Origin of the sequence: Tistrella mobilis KA081020-065 (genome assembly GCF_000264455.2) — a bacterium.
GTDB lineage: Bacteria > Pseudomonadota > Alphaproteobacteria > Tistrellales > Tistrellaceae > Tistrella > Tistrella mobilis.
This window is the reverse complement of the sequence record NC_017957.2, coordinates 671,144-692,456: the sequence shown is the minus strand read 5'-3', so window position 1 is coordinate 692,456 and position 21,313 is coordinate 671,144. Positions and strand designations below refer to the sequence as shown.

Below are 21,313 nucleotides of genomic sequence, written 5' to 3'. Positions count from 1 at the left end.
GGGGGCTCCGGAAGCGGTAGGGAGGCGGGTCAGATCTCGTCGGGTCAGATCTCGTCGGGACTGGCGGCCACCGCAGTCGCGATGCGCAGAAGATAGCCTGTCCAGGCCTCGATCGTCGCGGCATCGAACAGGTCGGTGTCGTATTCGGCCGAAAACCTGGCGCGGTCGCCGCCATCCTCGAAGAACAGGATCAGATCATGCTTGGCGGTCGAGGCATCGACCAGCCCGGCCACGGCCGATCCCAGACGCCCGCCATCGGCCGGCGGCGGCGGCAGCTGCGCCTCGGTGGTGGCCGCCTTCACGTCGTCGAAGCGCTGGTATTCGAAGATCACATTGGCGAGCGGCTGGCGGCCGCCGGCACGGCCCGGGGCCAGCGCCCGGACCAGCCGGTCGAAGGGCAGCTCGCGCCGGTCCAGCGCCTCGGCCAGGCGGTCGCGGGTGAGATCGATCAACTGGCCGAGCCCGGTCTCGTCGTCCAATTGCAGCCGGATCGGCAGAACGTTGACGAAGAAGCCGATCAGCCCCTCGGTTTCGGCCCGGTCGCGGCCGGCGACGCCCATGCCGATCACCATGTCATCCTGACGGCTCAACCGATAGAGCACGGCCGCGAAGAGCGCGAGCCCGACCGCGGCCAGACCGGTATTGTGCCGGCGGGCAACCCGGGAGAGCCCGGCCAGAACCTCGGCCGGCAGCTCGCGCCGGACGGTGGCGCCGCGGCCCGAGGCATCGGGGCGGGGCGGCCGGTCGGTGGGCAGCGCGATCGCATCGGGTGCCCCGGCCAGACGGTCGCGCCAGCCGTCGAGCGCCGCCTGCCAGTCCCGGCCCTGCTGCCAGCGGGCATAATCGGCATAGCTGGCCGGCAGAGGCGGCAGTGGGTCGCCACGTCCTTCGGTTGCAGCATGATAAAGCGTTGCAAGTTCTGCGAGCAGGATCCGGCTCGACCAGCCATCGCCGACGATGTGGTGCAGCACCAGCAGCAGCAGGCTTTCATGGTCGCCGACCCGGATCAGCCGGGCACGGAACAGGGGTGCCGCCGCCAGGTCGAAGGGGGTGGCAGCCTCGTGCCGGGCCAGGCGCAGGGCCTCGTCCATGCCGTCGGTCCGGTGGCGGAGATCGTCCACCACCAGCGGCGGCGGCGCTTCTGCCGCAACCAGCTGGACGATGCCGTCATCGGTGGTGGCAAAGCCGGTGCGGAGCGTGGCATGGCGGGCCGAAAGCCGGTCGAGCGCCAGGCGCAGCGCCCGGGCATCGACGGCGCCGGCCGGCAGGACGAAGAGCATCAGCCAGGCGGGGCTTTCGGGCTGCATCTGCTGCAACAGATAGAGCCGCTGCTGGCCATGGCTGGCCGGGTGGGCGCCGGGGCCGGCGCCGGGCGGGATGACATCTTCCGCCGCCGCACGTGTCGCCTCACTGGCCGCCTCGCCCAGGCTGCGGGCGATGCCGGCCATGGACGCATCGGCGAAGAAGGCGCGCATGGGGATGCGGATGCCGGTCGCCGCCTCCAGCCGGTTCACCACCCGCATGGCCAGCAGGCTGTGGCCGCCGAGCGCATGGAAATCGGCCGACGGGTCGGTCGCCGGCCGGCCCAGCACGTCCGAGACGACGGCGAGGACCGTGGCGAGCCGTTCGGTTGCGGCCTCCGCCGCCTCTTCGAGCGACGGGGTGGCGGCGACACCTGCGGCGAGCGCCGCATCGTCTTCAGGCAGGGCATCGAGCAGATGCCAGGCGCCGGGCACCAGCACCGGCGGCAGGATCGCCCCGGCCGCCCGGCGCAGATGGGCCGGATCGGGCCGGGGGCCGGCAGCGGTGATGGCGGCCACCAGCCTGCCCGGGCGGGGCAGAATGCGGAGGGCTGCAACTCCCGGCAGGCCTGAGAGCTGCGCCTCGATCAGCGCCGGGTCGAGCAGATGGCCCTGCCAGAGCGTCAGCCGGTCGAGCCGGCCGCCGGTCTCGATCGCGGTCAGGTCCAGCCGCCAGCGGGCCCTGTCTCCGGTCGGCTGCCAGCCATCGTCGCCCAGCCGGTGCAGCCGGCCCCAGACGCCGGGCGGCACCGGCTGGCCCCGATCGTCGAGCACCGACACACCTTCTGCCGCCTCGCGCGCCGCCAGCAGGCCCCGGGTTTCATCGTCGAGGAGCGGCAGCCGGCCCACGGGCTGGTCGGGATCGGCGGTCAGCCCGGCCAGGATCCGCTGCAGCATCGGGCCGAGGGCCTCGATCCGGGCGGCATCGAACAGGCCGGTATCGTATTCCAGCACCAGGCCGAAGCCCTCGCCCTTGTCGGCGATGAACACCGACAGGTCGTTCTTGCCGTCGGCCCGGGTCAGGCCGCGCAACCGGAAGCCGCCCGCATCCAGCGTGCCGGCCGCGGTTGCGGCATGGTTCATGTAGGAAATCGAAACTTCGGACAGGGGGCTGCGCTCCGGCATCGCCGGGGCCTGGAATTCGGCCAGCATCCGGCCGAGCGACAGGGCGTGATGGCTGAGCGCGCCGGCCTGACGGTCGCGGATATGGGCCAGAAGTGCGGCGCCGCTGCCATCCGCCGGTACCTGCATCCGCACCGGCACCAGGGCCGCATGCATGCCGACCACGCCGTCGAAACCGGCGGCGGCACGGGTGTTGACCGGCAGTGCCACGGTGATGTCGTCGCGCCCCGTCAGCCGGGAGAGCAGAATTGCCCAGCCGGTCAGCAGCACGGTGAAGGGGGTCGTGCGCCGGCGGGCAGCCAGCGCGCGGATGTCGCGCGAGAGTGCCGGCGGCAGGTCGAAGCCGGTTGCCGCGGCATCATGGCCATGCACCGGCGGCCGCGGCCGATCGGCCGGCAGGTCGAGCCGGGGCAGATCGCGTCCCGGCAGATCGCGTCCCTGGGCAGTGGCAGGGAAGATCCCGTCCCACCAGGCGCGCGCGGCCTGGATCGCCGCATCGCCGCGCACGGCCGACCACCAGCCGTAATCGCGCAGATCCACCTGAACCGGCGACAGATCCCGGCCCTGATAGAGGGCCGCCAGCTCGGTGAGCAGGATTTCGACGCCCTGGGCATCGGACATGCTGTGATGAATGTCGAAGGCCAGCACCAGCCGGCCGGCCGGGTCGCGGTGCAGCGACCAGCGCGCCATCGCGCCGCCATCGGTGCTGAACGGCCGGATGGGGGCCGCGGGCGCGGTGCCGACCGGATGGGCGATCGGCTCAATGGCGAGGGAAGGGGTTACGATGGCGGCGTCAATCGCCACCATCCGCCAGTCGTCGCCCCCGTACCAGTCGTCGCCCCCGTACCAGTCGTCGTCCCCGGGCCAGCCCTCGCCTCCCTGAGCGTGGTCTGCGCCGATGATCCCCGTGCGCAGGGCGGCATGCCGCCGGATCAGCGCCGCCACCGCGGCCCGCAACCGGTCGATGTCGACGTCGCCGGGCAGGTCGATTTCATGCGGCAGGTTGAAGGCGGTGCCCATGCCGGCCAGCGCCTCGGTTTCCACCACTGCGCGCTGTTCCCAGGCGAGCGGCCAGGCATCGAGGCCGGCCGGCGCTCGGCGGGGATCGGCGGGGGCGGGATCCGGTGTCGTTTCGGTGGGGTCGAGGGTGGCGGCGAGTGCCGCCGGGGGGCTGAGGGTGGCGGCGAGTGCCGCCGGGGTGGTGTGGTCAAAGAGCAGGGCGAGCGTGGCGGTCTGGCCCAGCCGGGCGGTGATCAGATCGGCGATTTCCATGCCCGAAAGCGAATCGCCGCCCAGATCGAAGAAATCATCGGTGATGCCCACGGTGTCGTGGCCCAGAACCTCGGCCCAGATCGCGGCGATCTGGTGGGCCAGGGTGGGAGACGTCTGGGTGGGAGCTGGGATGGTGGTGGAAACAGGTTCGGCGGCCTCGGGCGCCAGAAGTGCGGCCAGGGCGCGCGGAGTGGTGTGGTCGAACAGCAGTTGCAGGGTGACCGGCTGGCCGGTTTCCGCCGTCAGCCGCTCGGCGATGTCGAGGCCCGCGAGCGAATCGCCGCCGAGGTCGAAGAAATCGTCATCGGCGCCGACGGTGTCGTGGCCCAGCACCTCGGCCCAGATGCGGGCGATGCGGGTGGTGAGGTCGGCGGGTTCGGCGGGCATGGCCGTGGCCGCGGGTTCCGGACGGGCAGGGGCCGGCGGCGCATTCAACGTTGCGGCAAGCCCCGCCGGCAGCACCACCACCTGGACGGCGCCGGTGGAGAGCGCGCCGGTCATGGCGCCGACCGCCTGGGCCGGGAAGATCACCGGCGCGCCGGGGGCGCGATCGGCCCCGGCGCGTGCGGCCATGCCCTGGTCGGCCAGCGCGCACCAGTCGATGGCCAGCGCCGGCAGGCCGGCGGCCCGGCGGCGGCGGGCGAAACCGTCGAGCCAGGCATTGGCCGCCGCATAGGCGGTGTGACCGGCAGCACCCACCAGCCCGGTCAGGCTGGCGAAGACCACGAAGGCGGTGACCGGGTCGTTGCGGGTGAGCGCGTCGAGATTGCGCGCACCCTGGATTTTGGGCGCCATGACCGCGTCGAAGCCGGCCATGTCGCGCACCGCCAGCATGGCGCCGTCGGCGATGCCGGCCATGTGCACCACGGCGGTGACCGGCCCCAGATCGGCGCGCACCTGGGCGAGCGTCGCGGCAAGGGCCGGCTGATCGGTGATGTCGGTGGCATAGAGCTGCACGCGGCCGCCGCGGGCCTCGATCCGGGCGATGGCGGTGGCGAGCGTGTCATCCGCGGTGGCACGGCGGGCAAGCAGGGCAAGGGCCACCCGACCGCCATGGCTGAGCGCCTCGGCGAGGGCGGCCGCGAAGCCGCCGGTGCCGCCGGTCACCACCGCCACGCCGTGATCGGGCCAGACGGGTGCCGTTTCCGGGGCAATCGGATCCAGCCGGCGGACATGGCGCAGACCGTCGCGCCAGAGGCTGAAGCGCTCTGGCACCGCCGCCGCCCATTCGGCGGCGACCGCAGCCGGCGCCGCATCGTCGTCGACGTCCAGATAGCGCAGATTCTGGTGCCGGGTTTCATGGGCGGCGGCGATCACCAGCCCGGCGACCGCGGCGCGGTCAGGGTCAGTCTCGGTGCCGGCACCGGTGACGGCGATCCGCCTGGTACCCGGGCGGGCGAGCGCGATCTTCAGCAGATCGGCGGTCCGGCGGACGAGATCGGGGCCGGTCGGCAGCTGCAGGATCAGCGCGGCATCGGCCGGAGCCGCCGCCAGATCGTCGGCGTTGCGGACAAGGCAGCCCCCGGCCGGCAGGGGGGCGGGGTGCAGGGGTGCGGGAACCCAGACCGGCGCCAGAAGCTCGGGCGCCGCCCGGCCGTCTGCCGCCACGAAGCGCAGGCCGTCGATCAGCAGACACGGCCGGCCGGCCGCGTCGGCCAGGCGGATGTCGACCAGCCCGTCGGGGCGGCGGTCGGCGCGGGCCATGACGGTGTCGGGCAGGGGCGCCAGGATGCGGATGGCCGCCACCTCACGCGGGACCTCTCCCACCCCCGCGAGCAGGCTGGCGGCGATGTCGAGCAGGGCCGGATGCCAGGGCCAGAGCCGGCGATCGGCGGCGGCCGCGGCGGGCAGGGCCAGCCTGGCGACGGCGCGGCGCCGATCGGGTGCCAGCCAGATCGCCTGCCGGCAATCCCAGCGCGGGCCCACCTGCATCACCCCCTCCGCCCCGTCGAAGGGGGCGAGGTCGAGCGCGATCAGGCCGTCGGTCGACAGGTCCACGGCTGAGGGATGCGGTGCGGATGACGTCTCAACCCGGGCCTCGGCTGCAACCGCCCAGCCGCCCTCCGCCGTGGCATGGCCGGCGGTGACGCTGCCGTCGCGGGCGATCACCAGGCTCGCCTCGCGCGATCCGGCATGGAGCGGGCGGCGCCAGACCAGATCGTGCAGCACCGTTCCGGGGCCGCGATCGGCGGCGACCAGCGCCGGGATGGCCATGCCGACAAGGGTCGGCCGGCCGGCCAGGCGGTGCTCCGCCACCGGCCAGAACGCGGGATCGGCCAGCGGCAGGGCCAGCGCCCGGCCGCCGGGGAAGGCGGTCCACCCCATGCTGAAAGTTGTATCGATATCAGAATTTGCAGCCTTTGCGGGTAGATCGATCCGGCAGGGGATGCGGCTGAACGGTGCCGGCGGCAGGTGGTGGCGGCGGGCGGGCAGGAAGTCGGGCCAGACCGGCACGGCACCATCCAGAACCGCGCGGGCTGCGGCTGCGGCTGCGGCTGCGGTCGGATCGGCATGCCAGGCGGCGACGGTCTGATGGCGGACCTGACGACCGGTCGCGACCTCGGCGGTGTCCTGGTCATCGCCCCGGGCCAGCCGGTCGAGCGCCGCCAGCAACGCCGCCCGGTCGGGCACGGCGACCGCGAACCGCCAGGCCAGATGGCTGCGGCCCTGCGTCAGGGTGCAGGCGATGCCGGCAAGATCGAGGCCGGCATCGGCGGTGATCCGGTCGTGCAGGGCGCGGGCATAGCGGCCGAGCGCCGCGCGGTCGCCGGCCGAGAGCACGATCACCGCATGGCCGTCCGGATCCATCGCCGCCGCCGGCCGGGGCGGGGCGGCTTCGATCACCGCATGGGCATTGATGCCGCTGAGGCCGAAAGAGCTGACCCCGGCGCGGCGCGGGGTGCCGCGATCGGGCAGGCGGGTGGCGCGGGCGGCGACCCTGACCGGCGCGCGGGCGAAATCAATCGCCGGGTTGGGCCGGTCGAAAAAGGGCTGCGGCGGGGCGGTGTCGTGGGCCAGCGCCGCCACCGCGCGCACCAGGCCGAGCGCGCCGGCGACATTGTCCAGATGGCCGTAATTGCCTTTGCCTGAGCCGATCATCGCCGGCTCGGCGAAGGCGACCGTCCCTGCCGCGCGGGTCAGCCCCTCGATCTCGATCGGATCGCCGAGGCGGGTGCCGGTGCCATGGGCTTCGATGTAGGAAACGCTGGCGAAGGGCACGCCCGCCCGGTCCCAGGCGGTGCGGATCACATCGGCCTGGGCGATCGGGTTCGGAGCGGCGGCACCGCTGGAGGCGCCGTCCTGGTTGACGGCGGTGGCCAGGATCACCCCATGCACCGGGTCGCCATCGGCCAGCGCCCGGGCCAGCGGCTTCAGCACCAGGGCGACCGCGCCCTCTCCGGCGCCGGTGCCATCGGCGCCGTCGGCAAAGGCATGGGTGCGGCCGGTGCTGCTTTCGATGGTCATGCGCTGATCATCGCCCTGCGGCACCAGGATCAACCGGGCGGCGCCGGCGATCGCGACATCGGCCGTGCCGCGGACGAGATCGCGGCAGGCGGCATCCACCGCCACCAGCCCCGAGGAACAGGCGGTGTCGACCAGGCTGGCGGGGCCGTGCCAGTCGTTCAGGAAGCCCAGACGGGTCGCGATGTTCGACGGCACGTTGAGCGCGAAGGCCTGTTCCAGTCGCGCGCCCGACAGGTGGCGCAGCGCCTGGCGGTGCAGCGGGTTGGCATTGCCGCCGACATGCACGGCGACCCGGGCGCCCTTCAGCGCCGCACCGCCCAGGCCCGCATCTTCCAACGCGCATTGCGCGGTTTCCAGGAACAGCCGCTGTTCGGGATCGAGCAGGGCGGCATCGGCGGGGGAGAAGCGGAAGCGGCGGGCATCGAAACCGTCGATACCGTCCAGCCAGGCGGCGTCGCGCGGCGTGGCCGGCATGGCGATGCCGGCGGCGGCGGCGATATGGCGGGCGCTGCCGAGCCGTGCGGCGGCAGGGGGCCCGACCCGGTCGGCACCGGCGGCGACATCCTGCCAGAAGCCGGCCAGATCCTCGGCGCCGGCGACACGCAGGCCGATACCGATGATGGCGATCGCGCCATCGGTTGCGGCGGTTGCGGTGGCGCCGGTTGCGGTATCGCCGTCATCCAGCAGGGCGGCCTGGGCGGCCACGGTCGATGCCGCGAACAGGCCGGCCAGGCTGAACCGGCCGGGCCAGCGTGCCTCCAGCCGGTCATGCAGCCGCAGCAGCATCAGCGAACTGCCGCCCGCCTCGAAAAACCCGTCCTCGGGGCCGAACACGGCTTCCGGCGGCAGCACCTCGCGCCAGATCCGGGCGATCTCGGCCTCGGCCGGATGGCCCGCGGGGGCGGCGGCCACGGCCGGGCGGCCGGCCAGCGGCACGCCCGAGAGCGCCTTGCGGTCGACCTTGCCGTTGGGCGACAGCGGCACCTGATCGATCCGGAACCAGCGGGTCGGGATCATCGCCGCCGGCAGCCGGTCGGCAAGGGCCGCGCGCAGCCCCGCAGGCGTCAGATCGGCTGCGCCCATCACCCAGGCTTCCAGTTCGGCCAGCCCGTCGCGCCGGCCGACCCGCACCAGGCCGCGCACCACGCCCGGGCAGGCATCGAGCGCGGCTTCGACCTCGGCCGGTTCCAGCCGCACGCCGCCGATCTTCACCTGATCGTCGATCCGGCCCAGATACTCGACCACGCCGTCGGCCGTCCACCGGCCCAGGTCGCCGGTGTGATAGACCCTGGCGCCCGCGATCTCGGGGTCGGGGCGGAAGCGGTCTGCGGTCAGATCCGGCCGGCCGCGATAGCCGCGGGCGACCTGGGGGCCGGCGAGCACGATTTCGCCCGCGACGCCGGGCGGCAGCGCGCGGCCGGCCCGGTCCAGGATCAGCACGCGGGTATTGGCGACCGGTCGGCCGATCGGCACCGTTTTCGCCGCCGGATCCCATGGCGTGCAGGGCTGCCAGGTGACGTCGACGGTGGCCTCGGTCGGCCCGTAGAGATTGTGCAGCGCGGTGCCGAAGCGGGCATGAAGCAGGCGGTCGAAGCGGGCGGCGGTCGCGGCATCCAGCGCCTCGCCGCTGGCGAAGACCAGGCGCAGCGTGGCAAGGTGGGCCCCCTCGATCCGGCCGTCGTCCAGCGCATCCAGGAAGGCGCGCAGCATCGCCGGCACGAAATGGATCACGGTGACGCGATGATCGCGGATCGCCGCCGCCAATGCCTGGGGGTCGCGTTCGATGCCCGGCGGCGGCACGGCCACCGCGGCCCCGCTCCAGGCCCACCAGACCAGTTCCCAGACCGAGACGTCGAAACCGGCCGGGGTCTTCTGCAGGATCACGTCCCCAGCATCGATGGAAGCCGGGCCGATGGGGAAGGTCTGCTGCATCCACAGGATGCGGTTGGCGAGCGCGCCCCGGGTGATCTCCACCCCCTTGGGCCGGCCGGTCGAGCCCGAGGTGAAGAGGACATAGGCAAGCGCGTCCGGCCCCGCCGGCACCACCGGCGCATCGGCGAGGTCGTCTCCGATCAGGATCAGCCGGTCGGCCGGCAGATCCGTGCCATGCGCCGCATCGCTCAGAAACCAGGGGTCGCCCAGATCCTCGATCATATGCGCCCGGCGCTGCGGCGGCAGGTCGGGGCCGAGCGGGCACCAGGCGGCACCGGCGGCGAGCACGGCATGCACCGCGATCAGCAGATCGGGGCTGCGCGGCAGGACCAGCGCCACCACATCGCCCCGCCGGACACCGGCGGCCAGCAGCCGGCGGGCCAGGCCGCCGACCCGCCGGTCGAAGCCCTGATTGTCGAGGGTGAGACCCGGCGCGATCAGCGCCGGGGCCGAGGGATCGCCCGCATGACGCAGCGTCGGCAGCGGCCGGGTGGTGTCGAGCGCCCGGGCGGTGTCGTTCCAGCGCGCCAGCGCCGCCCGATCGATATCGGTCATCAGCGGCAGCGCGCCGATCGCGCTGCCCTCCAGCCCCGGCGCCGCGGCCAGCACCGCCAGCCGGTCGGCCAGCCGGCGCACCGTCGCGGTCTCGAACAGCTCGGTCGCATATTCCAGATGCAGGCGGATCCGGCCGCCATCGCGCTGGAAATGGAAAGAGAGGTCGAATTTGGCGAAGGGCAGCACGCAGTCCAGCGGCCTGACCGTCAGCCCGGCCATCGCCGGCATGGCCGGCATGTCGTCCTGCCAGGTGACCAGCACGTCGAAGAGCGGGTTGCGCGCCGGGTCGCGGTCCAGCGCCAGGGTCTGAAGCACGGCTTCGAAGGGGGCGTCCTGATCGGCGCTTGCCTCGGCCAGCCGATCGGTGGTGATCGCCAGATGATCGGCGAAGCGGGCACCCGGATCGACCGACTGGCGCAGCACGACGGTGTTGACCAGAAAGCCCACCAGATCGTCCGGCACCGGCGCGCCGCGGCCGGCGACCAGCAGGCCGAGGGCGATGTCGCGGGCACCGGTCAGCCGGTGCAGCAGGGCCTGCAACAGGGCGGTCAGCACGGTGAACGGCGTCACCCCGGCGGCTGCGGCCATGCGGTCGACCGCGGCGGTGGCGGCCATGGGCAGGGTCAGGCTCAGAATGTCTCCGGCGAAGCTGCGCACCGCCGGCCGCGGGTGATCGGCCGGCAGGCGGAGCGGCTGGGGCGGCGGCGTCAGCCGGCTCTGCCAGCGGTCGATCAGGGCGCGGCCTTCGGCGCCGGCGGCGCGGGCCCGCTGCCAGACCGCGATATCGGCGAGCTGGCGGGCGGGCGGCGGTAGATCGTCCGGCCGGCCGTCCACCGCGCCGGCATAAAGCCGGCCCAGATCGCGCAGCAGCACCGGCAGCGACCAGCCGTCGGCGATGGCATGGTGCAGGACCAGCAGCAGGCGGTGGTGGTGCGCGTCGATGCGGATCAGCACGGCGCGGGCCAGCGGCTCCGCGCCGAGGTCGAAGGGCCGCGCGATCTCGCGGGCGATCGCCTGGTCGGCCCCGGTCGCATCCAGGCAGAGCCGCCGGGCGGTCAGGGCACCCGGTGCGGCCACGATCTGGCGGACGCCGTCGCCATCATTCGGGCGGGCGACGAAACGGGTGCGCAGGGCGTGATGGCGGGTTTCCAGCCCGACCAGCGCCCGATCCAGCGCATCGGCATCGAGAGGGCCGTCCAGCGCCAGCAGCATCGGCACCGAATAGGTCGCAAGCCCGGGATGCAGCCGGTGCAGCACCCAGAGCCGCAGCTGCCCGGGGGAGAGCGGGTGCTCATTGCCGGTGGCGCGCGGGATGGCCGGTTGCGCCGCCACCGCGGGCAGGCGGTCGAGCAGGGCAGCAATCCCGCGCACGCTGCGCGCGGCCATGATCTGCGCCAGCCCGGGCCGTCGGCCGGTCGATGCCTGAAGCAGGGCGGACAGCCGCATGGCGGCCAGGCTGTGGCCGCCCAGGTCGAAGAAATCGGTCTCGATACCGATCCGGACCCCGGGGAACAGGCTTTCGAAGGCAGTGATCACCGCCCGCTCGAAACCCGTGCCCGTGCCGGCAGGTCGGGCGACGGGGGCGGCTTCGGCGAGCATTGCGGCCGCCTGCCGGCGATCGGCCTTGCCATTGGCATTGACCGGCAGCCGATCGACCAGCCGGAAGCGTTCGGGAACCATATAGGCCGGCAGCCGTGCAGCGATGGCGGCCCGCCAGCCGGCCTCGTCGGCCTCGTCGGCGGCGACCAGCGCCGCCAGGATCTGATCGGCGCCGTGGCCGATGCCCGCCACCACCGCATCCCGCACGCCCGGGGCTGCGGCAAGGATCGCCTCCACCGCCGCGGTCTCGATCCGCTGGCCGCGGATCTTCAGCTGGCCGTCGCGCCGGCCGCCGAAATCGATCCTGCCGTCGGCGCGCCAGCGCGCCCGGTCGCCGGTACGATAGACCAGCGGCTCGTCCAGCCCGTCGAGAGTGACGAAGGCGGCGGCGGTCAGCTCCGGCCGGCCGGCATAGCCGGTGGCCAGCCCGTCGCCGGCGGTGACCAGCTCACCCCAGACGCCGATCGGAAGCGGCTGGCCGCGGCCGTCGACGATATGCACCCGCGTGCCGGGGACCGGCCGGCCGATCGTCACCGGACCACCTTCCAGATCGGCGGCGGTGATCCGGTGGATGGTGGTCAAGGTGCCGTTCTCGGTGGGACCGTAGCCGTTGTAGAGCACAACGCCCGGGCAGGCGGCCATCACCCGGCGGACATGATCGGGGCTGATCACCTCGCCGCCGGTCATCAGCCGTTTAAGGCCGGCGAAGGTGCCGGGCCGTTCGTCGACGATCTGATTGAACAGGCTGGCGGTGACCCACATCGTATCGATGCCGTCGTCGCGGATCCTGCGCTCCAGCAGCGGCGGGTCGAACATGGTGGTTGCCGGCAGTATCCGCACCCGGCCGTGATTGAGTAGCGGCGCCCAGAGTTCCAGGCTGATCGCATCGAAGGCCATGGGGGCCGCCTGGGCCATGCAGCCGCCGGGCGTGCAGAAGTCGCCATAGGCCAGGCGCAGGATCGCCCGATGCGGCACCACCACGCCCTTGGGCATGCCGGTCGAGCCCGAGGTATAGAGCAGGCAGGCGGGATCTTCGGGCCCGCGCGGGGCGGGGGGCAGGTCGGCCCGGCCGGTCGGCAGCGGGATCAGCGTGATCCCGGGGGCGAGTGCGGCCCAGCGTTCCAGGCCGGCATCATCCGCCACCAGCACCGTGCAGCCGGCGGTGGCCAGCAGCTCCCGCGCGGTCGCCACCGGGAAGGTGGCGGCGAGCGGCAGGAAGGCGTTGCCGGCCCAGATGATGCCCATCAGCGCGGTCAGGCCGTCGGGATCCCGCTCCACCGCCAGCGCCACCGGCGTGCCGGGCTCAACGCCCACGGCGGCGAGGGCCGCGGCAACCCCGCCCAGTCGGGCGCGCAGATCGCGGGCGGTGAGCGCGCGGGCATCGTCGGCAAGGACGATGCGGTCCGGATCGGCGCGGAGCACCTGGTCGAGCTGCCGGCCGAGGCCGCCGTCGCGCGGCCAGGTGAATTCCGTGGCATTGGCGGCGGCGATGACCGCGCGATCCCCGGCATCCAGCAGGTCCAGCCGGTCGATCGGGGTTGCCGGATCGGCGGCGGCGGCGGCGATCAGCCGGGTGATGACCGTCTGCAGCCGCCCGATCCAGGCGCTGCCGAAACGGGACGGGTCGTATTCGATGTTGAGCGCCGCCGCATCGCCCTGCCACATCAGCCCGATCAGCAGCGGGAACTTGCCGGTGGCGAAGGAGATGTCGGCCGCTTCCAGCGCCGAGAGGTCGTTTTCCAGCGTGCAGACCAGATCGACCGGCGTGGGCCCGCGGGCGGGCACGGCCTGCGCCCAGTCCGCCGCCAGCCGGGAGAGCGGGTAGTCCTGGACGGTCAGCACCTGAGAGATGTCCCGGCCGATCCGCCGGGCCAGCTGGGGCAGGGCCTCGCCTGCGGTCGGCTCGACAACCACAGGAAGCAGATTCACAAAACATCCGATGGCATCGGTGGTGTCGCGGCGGCTGCGCCCGGCAAAGGCGATGCCGGCCGACAACCTTTGCGTGTCTTCAAGAATTCGCCACAGGGCGGTGGTTGCAATGGCGGTCCAGACCGCGGTCGGCGTGGCGCCCCGGCCGGTCAGGCCGTGCAGCGCCCGGGTGGTTTCCGGTGCGAGCCGGATCATCGCCCGGCGCCCCTCTCCCGACGGCACCGGATCCGGTTCGGCGGCAAGGGCGCGTTCGGGCAGCCGGGCGAGGCGCGGGGCCCAGAAGGCGCGCGCGGCCGCCTCGGCGGCCTCGTCCAGGCCGCCGGCATCCACCGGCGGCGCCGGGGGCAGGGGCTGCCCGGTCAGCAGGGCGGTCAGTTCCCGCTGGAACACCGTGCGGCTTTCGCCGTCGAAGACCAGATGATCGACCACCACCCGCAACCGCTCGGGTTGGTCCGCCTCCCAGCCGAAGCGGATCAGCGGCCCGGTCGCCGGGTCGAAGGGCGCCAGCATTTCCGCCGCATCGTCATAGCCGGCCAGCCGGATCGGCGGCACCGGACCGATCCGCTGCATCACCTCTCCGTCCACGCCCTCGGCGAAGGTCGAGCGCAGGGCCGGATGCCGGTCGAGCAGCCGGTGCAGCGCCTCTTCGAGCGCCGCTGCCCTGGTCCCGGCCGGCAGGTCGCAGACCAGCCCGATGGAATAGCTGGTGCCGGGGCCGGCATCGCGCCGGGCAAGCCATTGCCCCTCCAGCCGGGCCGGCAATCTGAATGAGGTTATTTCTGCGGGTGAATCAACCTCTGCATGTCGACTCTCGTCCGCCGCGGCCATCGTCTCAAGCCGCCCGAAGAGATGGCCGACCAGGGCCGCGGCCGAGGGGTGGCCCAGGATGTCGGCCACGGTCACCTCGCGGCCGATCAGCCGGGTGAGCGGCGCCACCGCGCGGATGGCGCGCAGGGATTGCAGGCCGTGGGCGGTGAGATCGTCATCGGCGGTCAGCTGCGGGGCATCCAGCAGACCCGCGAACAGCCGGGTGACCTCGGCCTCCAGCGCCGTACGCGTGGTGGTATCGATCAGCGGCACGGCCGGCTGCGGCGGGACCGGCCCGGCGGTGTCGGCGGGTGACGGCAGATCGCCTGCCGGCAGGTGATCCACCGGCTGCGTCGGATCGGCGAGGGCGGCATCGAGCATGGCCTCGAACGCGGCGGCCAGGCTTTCCACCCGGGCCCGGTCGATGCGGGCGGGCGGGAAGCTCCACTGCATGTCCGAGGCATCGGCGGCGCCATAGGTCCGCAGACAGGCCATCACGTCGTGCAACTCGCCGAAGATCGAGTCCGCCACCCTCACCTGCAGGCCGTCGAAACCATAGGTCGCCGGCAGATCCATGGCATTGAACAGCGCGCCGCGGCTGGCCGGCCTGTCGGGGATGAAGCCGGCCTCGGGCCAGCGCATGGGTGCGAGGCGCATGTGCCGGAGGTCGCGGCGGGTCATGGCATCGAGCCGCCGGGCGAGCCCGGCGAGGCTTTCGGTTCCGTCGATCCGGGTGCCGGTCGGGACGGTATAGGCGAATTCGCCCGGGGTGCGCCGTTCCGCACGCCCCATGCGATTGCCGAGCGGCGTGTTGCAGACGGGGGTATCGGTGCCGGCCACCCGGCCCAGCAGCACCAGGAACAGCGCGAGCGCCAGGCTGCTGCGCGAGGCGAGGCCATGCGCCCGCGCCACCCGGTCCATTGCCGCCAGCCGTGCTGCGCCGAGCGGGCGGGTCACCGACGCGATCCGCCCGTCGAAGCGGGCGGCGGCGGTGGCGGCCGGCCGGAAGCGGGCCGCGGCCGGCAGCCCGGCCAGACGACTGCGCCACCAGGCGGCATCGGCCCCGGCACCGGTGCCGGCGGCATGGGCGGCTTCACGCGCCAGATGGTCGGTGAAGGCCGGCAGATCCGGATCGGGCACCGGCTCGCCACGGATGAGCGCGGTGTAGATCCGCCCGACCGCGCCGGCCAGGATCATGCCACCCTGACCATCCAGGATCAGATGATGATAGCAGCGGATCCAGCGATGGCGATCGGGCGCCAGCCGCAGCAGCTGATGGCGGCAGAGCGGCCCCTGGGCGGTGTCGAAGGGGCGGGCCTGCAGCGCCTCGAAGGCCTCTTGGGCAAGCAGGTCGGGGTCGTCGGCGTCCGACAGGTCGACCACGGCAAAATCGAACCGGCCGGGCGCTTCGGCGAGCCACTGCCAGGGGGTGCCGGTCTCGTCGGTGGTGAAGCGCAGCCGTACCGCCTCCGTCGCCTGATCGGTCAGCCGGATGGCGGTGCAGAGGGCTGCGGGGGCAAGTGGCCCGTCGAGATCGATCCGGTCGGCGATGTTGTAGCCGGCAGGCCCCACCCCGCCCGACGTCAGATCGGCCCAGATGCCCGCCTGCGCGCCCGACAGCGGCAGCAGTGATACAGGTGCGGCCTCTGCGATGGTCTCTGCCGCCGCATCCTGCCGCCCGCCCGGACCTGCCCGACCGATCACGCTCACGATAGCCTCCCGCTGCCCGATTACCCCAGGCCTGCCGGTTCGACCGCCGGCATGACCCTGATTTTCGAGCAGAGTAGAGTGCAGGTTGTGTCACCTGCAAGTCATCCCGGCGGGTTTATGGATGTTCATTGACCCCGGAGCCGTCCACCTTCAAAGCTCGTTGCACACTGCGCATCAGAGATCCGGCATATGGGCCGGAAACGGGGCCTCATTTCTGGCGGGCGGCCAGAACCAGATCGGTGATCATCGCCTCTAAAATCCGTCGGCGGGCGTCGTCGTCGCGCTGGCGGAGGATGTAGGACGGGTGGGTGGTGACCAGCAGCCGGGCCGCCGGTGCGACCCCGGTCGCGTCCAGGGTCAGCACCCGGCCGCGGACCCGCGAGATGGTGACCGCATGGCCGGTGAGTGCCCGGGCGGCGCTCGCCCCCAGCGCCACGATCACCTGCGGGCGCACGAAGCGGCGTTCCAGCTCCAGCCACCAGCGGCAGCGGTCGATTTCGCCGGCATCCGGGCGCCTGTGCAGCCGGCGCTTGCCCCTGGGCTCGTTCTTGAAGTGCTTGACCGCGTTGGTGAGATAGACCCGCGCCCGATCGATGCCCGCCTCGGCCAGCGCCCGGTTCAGCACCGCGCCGGCCGGGCCGACGAAGGGATGGCCGGCCCGGTCCTCGCGGTCGCCGGGTTGTTCGCCGACCAGCATCAGCCGGGGCCCCCCCGCCGTCCATTCCGCCGCCGTCCATTCCGCCGTCGCCCCTTCCGCCGTCGCCCCTTCCACCGATGGCGGGCCCTCGCCGAACACGGTCCGGGTGGCATTGGCCCAGAGATCGCAGCGCCGGCAGCCTTCCGCCTGCCGGCGGGCCTCGTCGAGCGAGCGGATGGAAGTCTGGCCGTCGGGGTGGCCGTCGAGAGAGGGGGCGGGCATGGCGGGCTCCTTGGGGATGCGGCCCCTTAATCGCCTCTTCGGGCGATCCGTTCCGGAACCATCGCTGCCGGTGCGCGTTGAGCGCCCGAACGCCCGATGCGGCCCGACAACCGGGGCACCCGAATCCGAGACACCCGAACCCAGGCCCGGCCGCCCGTCTTTCCGGCCGGGCACCGTGACGGAGGATCGAGATATGCAGGTCCAGGAACTCATGAACCGCAACATCCAGCTCGCCACGCCGAATGAAAGCCTGCGGGCGGTCGCCGAGCGGATGGCGGACTGCGACATCGGCTACATGCCGGTGGGCGAGAACGACCGTCTGATCGGCGCGGTCACCGATCGCGACATCGCGATCCGCGGCGTCGGTGCCGGCCGCGACGGTTCCGCCAAGGTCGCCGAGGTCATGACCCGCGACGTGAAATACTGCTACGAGGACGAGGATGTGGAACATGTCGTCCAGAACATGGGCGACATCCAGGTCCGCCGCATCCCGGTGATGAACCGGCAGGACCGGCTGGTCGGTGTGCTGTCGCTGGCCGACAGCGCCCTCGGCTATTCGCCCCCATCCACCGGTACCGCGATGACCGGCGTGGTCGTGCCCGGTGGTGCGCACAACCAGGCCCGCGCCGGTCAGAGCAGCGCCGGGCACGGCTCGGCCGGAAATGGCGGCGGCGGGCGCTGAGCCCTGCCCCCGTCGGCGGGCGGCCCGGCCGCTCCGCCCCGCCTCCCCGGCCGGGCCGCCCGCTCTCCCTCTCTCCCTCTCTCCCTCTCTCCCTCTCTCCCTCTCTCCCTTCACTCAGCCAGCCCCGGATCGCCTGATCCCGCCAGCGGAGCCCCGACCAGATGGCCAATACCACCGATCCCGATGCCCGCACGCCCGTGAAGATCCACGACCAGGAGGCGCTTCGCGGCCCTGGCGGGGAATTGCATCAGACCGCCGGCGGTGATACGCCGGTGCTCACCACCTCGCACGGCATGCCGGTCGCCGATGATCAGTCCTCGCTGAAGATCGGCCCGCGCGGGCCCACGCTGATGGAGGACGTGCATTTCCGCGACAAGATCTTCCATTTCGATCACGAGCGGATCCCGGAACGGGTGGTGCATGCCCGCGGCATGGGCGCGCACGGCTTTTTCGAGGCGTATGAATCGCTGGCCGACATCACCACCGCCGATCCGTTTCAGGAAGCGGGACGGCGCACCGAAGCCTTTGTGCGCTTCTCGACGGTTGCCGGCAACAAGGGTTCGTTCGATCTGGCCCGCGATGTGCGCGGCTTTGCGGTCAAGCTTTACACCGGGGCCGGCAACTGGGACATCGTCGGCAACAACATCCCGGTCTTCTTCATTCAGGATGCGATCAAGTTCCCCGACCTGATTCATGCCGCCAAGCAGGAACCCGATCGCGGCTTCCCCCAGGCGCAGACGGCGCATGACAATTTCTGGGACTTCATCTCGCTGACGCCCGAGAGCATGCACATGGTCATGTGGATCATGTCGGACCGGGCGATCCCGCGCTCCTTCCGCTTCATGGAAGGGTTCGGCGTGCACAGTTTCCGTCTGGTCAATGCCGACGGCAAATCGACCTTCGTGAAGTTCCACTGGAAGCCCAAACTCGGCATGCAGTCGGTGGTGTGGAACGAGGCGGTGAAGATCAACGGCGCCGATCCGGATTTCCACCGCCGCGATCTCTGGGATGCGATCACCAAGGGCGACGCGCCGGAATGGGAGCTGGGGCTTCAGCTGTTCGACGAAAGCTTCGCTCAGGCCTTCGATTTCGACATTCTGGATTCGACCAAGATCATCCCCGAAGAAATCGTGCCGGTGCGCCGGGTGGGCCGGCTGGTGCTCGACCGCGTCGTCGACAATTTCTTCGCCGAGACCGAACAGGTCGCTTTCTGCACCCAGAACATCATTCCGGGGGTCGATTTCAGCAACGATCCGCTGCTTCAGGGACGGAATTTCTCGTATCTCGACACGCAGCTGAAGCGGCTGGGCAGCCCCAATTTCAACGAGATCCCGGTCAACCGGCCGCGCTGCCCCATGCATCACTTCCAGCAGGACGGGCATATGCGCATGGATGTCCGCAAGGGCCGCGCCAATTACGAGCCCAATTCCTGGAAGGAAGGGCCGCGCGAAGACCCGAAGACCGGCTTCTCCAGCCTGCGGGTCACCGAGCACGAGCCCGACAAGCTGCGCATGCGGCCGGAAAGCTTCGCCGATCATTACAGCCAGGCGCGGCAGTTCTACATCAGCCAGACGCCCGAGGAACGCACCCATATGGCGAATGCGCTGGTGTTCGAGCTGAGCAAGGTGGAACGCCCCGATATCCGCCTGCGCATGCTGTCGCATCTTCAGAACGTGCACGAGGATCTGGCCGATGCCGTGGCGGCGGGGCTGGGCGTGCGCGACATGCCCGACCCGGCCCCGGCGGCGAAACCCACCCGCACCGATCTGCCGCCCTCGCCGGCCTTGTCGATCGTGCTCAACGGCCCGAACAGCTTCCGCGGCCGCAAGCTCGGCGTGCTGCTGACCGACGGCGCCGATGCCGATCTTTATGCCGCGCTCGAAAAGGCGGTCTCGGCCGAAGGCGCGATGATCGAGGTGATCGCCCCCGAAATCGCCGGCGTCACCCTCAGCGACGGCATGCTGGTGCCGGCGGCCCAGAAGATCGACGGCGGCCCCTCGGTGCTCTACGACGCCGTCGCCATCCTGACCTCGGCCGAAGGCGCCGACCGGCTGAAAACCCACCCGGCCGCGCTCGACTTCATCGGCGACGCCTATGCCCACCGCAAATTCATCGCCTGGGCCCCCGACGCCGACGCGCTGATGACCGAAGCGGGCGTGGCCCCGCCCAAACGCGATGCCGGCTTCGTGAAACTCGGAGCGCCGTCGGACGCCCCGGCCTTCCTGAAAACCTGCCGCGACCTGCGCTTCTGGGCGCGGGAGAAGGTGATCGCGGCGGTGTGAGCGGCGGCCTTTTGTGAGGGAGAATTGCCCCGGCGGGTTTGGGCCTGTCGGGGCTTCTTTTTGCCGAGACCGAGGCTACTTTTTATGTCTCTTTAAGACGATCCGCCGTCATGATGCTCGCGAAGCGTTTTCCCGAGCGGGAAATTCTGATGGATAATCTTCGGGGTTCGATCATAATTTCCCGATCGGGAAAGATCATGGCCAGACGCACGCTCACCCCTGCCGAGATCGGCGACATTGTCCGCGCCACCCGCAAGGCCGCAGGCCTGCGGCAGGACGAGCTTGCGGGCGCAGCCGGGGTCGGCTTGCGCTTCATCGTCGATCTCGAAGCGGGCAAGCCGACCGCCCAGATCGGCAAGACGCTTCAGGTCCTGGCGGCCCTTGGATGTTCGTTCGACATCATGCCGCCGCCGGATATCAACGGAGGGCGGAAGGCATGACGCGCGCCCTCGATGTCTGGTGGGACGGGCGCCTGGTGGGCCAGCTGACACAGAACCCGCACGGTGAACTCGGCTTCGCCTATGCGCCGGAGTGGCTGGGCGATGCAGAGATGCCGCCCTTGTCCGCCTCGCTGCCGAAGCGGGCGGAGCCGTTCAGTCGTCGCGAATGTCGGCCGTTTTTCGGTGGCCTCTTGCCGGAAGAAGGCCAGCGCGACGCTGTGGCCCAGGCGCTCGGCGTTTCACGGGCCAATGATTTTGCCCTTCTCGATCGTCTCGGTGGCGATGTCGCGGGCGCGCTCCAGCTTCTGCCGCCCGGCGAACCACAGATGGGTCTTGCCGACGAGCGGCAGGCGAGCCCGCTCGATGATGCGGCCCTGATCCGGGTACTGGAGGCGCTGCCCCTTCGCCCGCTGCTGGCGGGCGAGCGCGGACTGCGGCTCTCGCTGGCCGGTGCGCAGTCGAAGGTGCCGGTCGTTCTGGTGGATGGCGCGGTGGCGTTGCCTGTGCCGGGCCAGCCGACGACGCATATTCTCAAACCGCCGATCTCGCGCTTCGCGGCCACGACCGAGAACGAGGCCTTTGTGATGTGCCTTGCCGCGGCAATCGGTCTCGATGTCGCGCCGGTAGAGGCGCGTATCGTGCAGGGTCGCCCATTTCTGCTGGTCCAGCGCTACGACCGCGACATCGGCGGTGATGGGGCTGTGCACCGGATCCATCAGGAAGATTTCTGCCAGGCGCTCGGTGTACCACCGGAGATCAAATATGCCAGCGAAGGTGGCCCGACCTTCAAGGATTGCTTCGCGCTGCTCCGCCGTGTCGCTGCCAGGCCCGCCGTCGATGTGCTGAAGCTTCTCGACGCGGTGATCTTCAATGTGATCGCCGGGAATGCCGATGCGCACGGCAAGAACTTCTCGATCCTCTATGACACCGGAGGCCCGCGCCTCGCCCCGCTCTACGACCTGCTGGCGACTGTCGCCTATCCCGACCTCTCGCCGAATTTCGCCATGAAGATCGGGAAACGGGCGACGCTCGCCGAGCTGGATGCCAAGGGCTGGGCAACCTTCGCAGCTGAGACGGGTCTCGGCCTGCCGCTGATCCGGCGACGGGTTGCGGAGATCAGCAAGGGCGTGCTTGAGAAGGCAACCGCCGTTGCAGAGGAGCTTTCGCCGTCCGGCTTGGACCGACGGGCCAGTGAGCAGTTTGCCGACATGATCCGTGACCGTGCCGAGCGTTGTGCCCTGACGGTCGGGGGGAGGGCCCGGTGAGAGCCAGGGGTGACCCAACCCCGTGGTGTCGCG

The 21,313-nt window shown here is 71.6% G+C and carries 6 protein-coding genes; 4 read left to right on the top strand and 2 right to left on the bottom strand.

Annotated elements, in window-relative coordinates:
* Positions 1–44: 44 nt before the first annotated feature.
* Together TMO_RS20815 and TMO_RS20810 are read right to left on the bottom strand one after the other, a co-directional pair.
* On the bottom strand, positions 45–15,692 hold the full coding sequence (locus TMO_RS20815; RefSeq protein WP_014747683.1) for a non-ribosomal peptide synthetase: 15,648 nt from the start codon (positions 15,690–15,692) through the stop codon (positions 45–47).
* A 208-nt stretch (positions 15,693–15,900) separates the two neighbouring features.
* Positions 15,901–16,611, bottom strand: a complete 711-nt coding sequence (locus TMO_RS20810; RefSeq protein WP_014747682.1) for a UdgX family uracil-DNA binding protein — start codon at positions 16,609–16,611, stop codon at positions 15,901–15,903.
* 193 nt (positions 16,612–16,804) lie between these two features.
* On the opposite strand from TMO_RS20810, the gene TMO_RS20805 reads away from it, so the two are divergent.
* The 4 genes from TMO_RS20805 (at position 16,805) to TMO_RS20790 (ending at position 21,280) form a co-directional block, all read left to right on the top strand.
* A complete protein-coding gene (locus TMO_RS20805) occupies positions 16,805–17,293 on the top strand; it encodes a CBS domain-containing protein (RefSeq protein WP_014747681.1) in 489 nt (162 codons plus the stop codon).
* A gap of 161 nt (positions 17,294–17,454) precedes the next feature.
* Positions 17,455–19,575 carry a catalase gene (locus tag TMO_RS20800; protein ID WP_014747680.1) on the top strand — a complete coding sequence of 707 codons (2,121 nt, stop codon included), beginning with the start codon at positions 17,455–17,457 and terminating at the stop codon, positions 19,573–19,575.
* Positions 19,576–19,772: 197 nt separating this feature from the next.
* The gene (locus TMO_RS20795) at positions 19,773–20,015 is read left to right on the top strand and encodes a helix-turn-helix transcriptional regulator (protein ID WP_014747679.1); all 243 of its coding nucleotides are present in this window, start codon (positions 19,773–19,775) and stop codon (positions 20,013–20,015) included.
* Positions 20,012–21,280: a type II toxin-antitoxin system HipA family toxin gene (locus tag TMO_RS20790; RefSeq protein WP_014747678.1), complete on the top strand. Its 1,269-nt coding sequence runs from the start codon at positions 20,012–20,014 to the stop codon at positions 21,278–21,280. The genes TMO_RS20795 and TMO_RS20790 overlap by 4 nt, the downstream gene beginning before the upstream one ends.
* Positions 21,281–21,313 lie beyond the last annotated feature (33 nt).

Coding starts and splice junctions, on each gene's coding strand:
- TMO_RS20810 (WP_014747682.1), bottom strand. CDS start 16,611: ATGCCCGCCCCCTCTCTCGACGGCCACCCCGACGGCCAGACTTCCATC.
- TMO_RS20805 (WP_014747681.1), top strand. CDS start 16,805: ATGCAGGTCCAGGAACTCATGAACCGCAACATCCAGCTCGCCACGCCG.
- TMO_RS20800 (WP_014747680.1), top strand. CDS start 17,455: ATGGCCAATACCACCGATCCCGATGCCCGCACGCCCGTGAAGATCCAC.
- TMO_RS20795 (WP_014747679.1), top strand. CDS start 19,773: ATGGCCAGACGCACGCTCACCCCTGCCGAGATCGGCGACATTGTCCGC.
- TMO_RS20790 (WP_014747678.1), top strand. CDS start 20,012: ATGACGCGCGCCCTCGATGTCTGGTGGGACGGGCGCCTGGTGGGCCAG.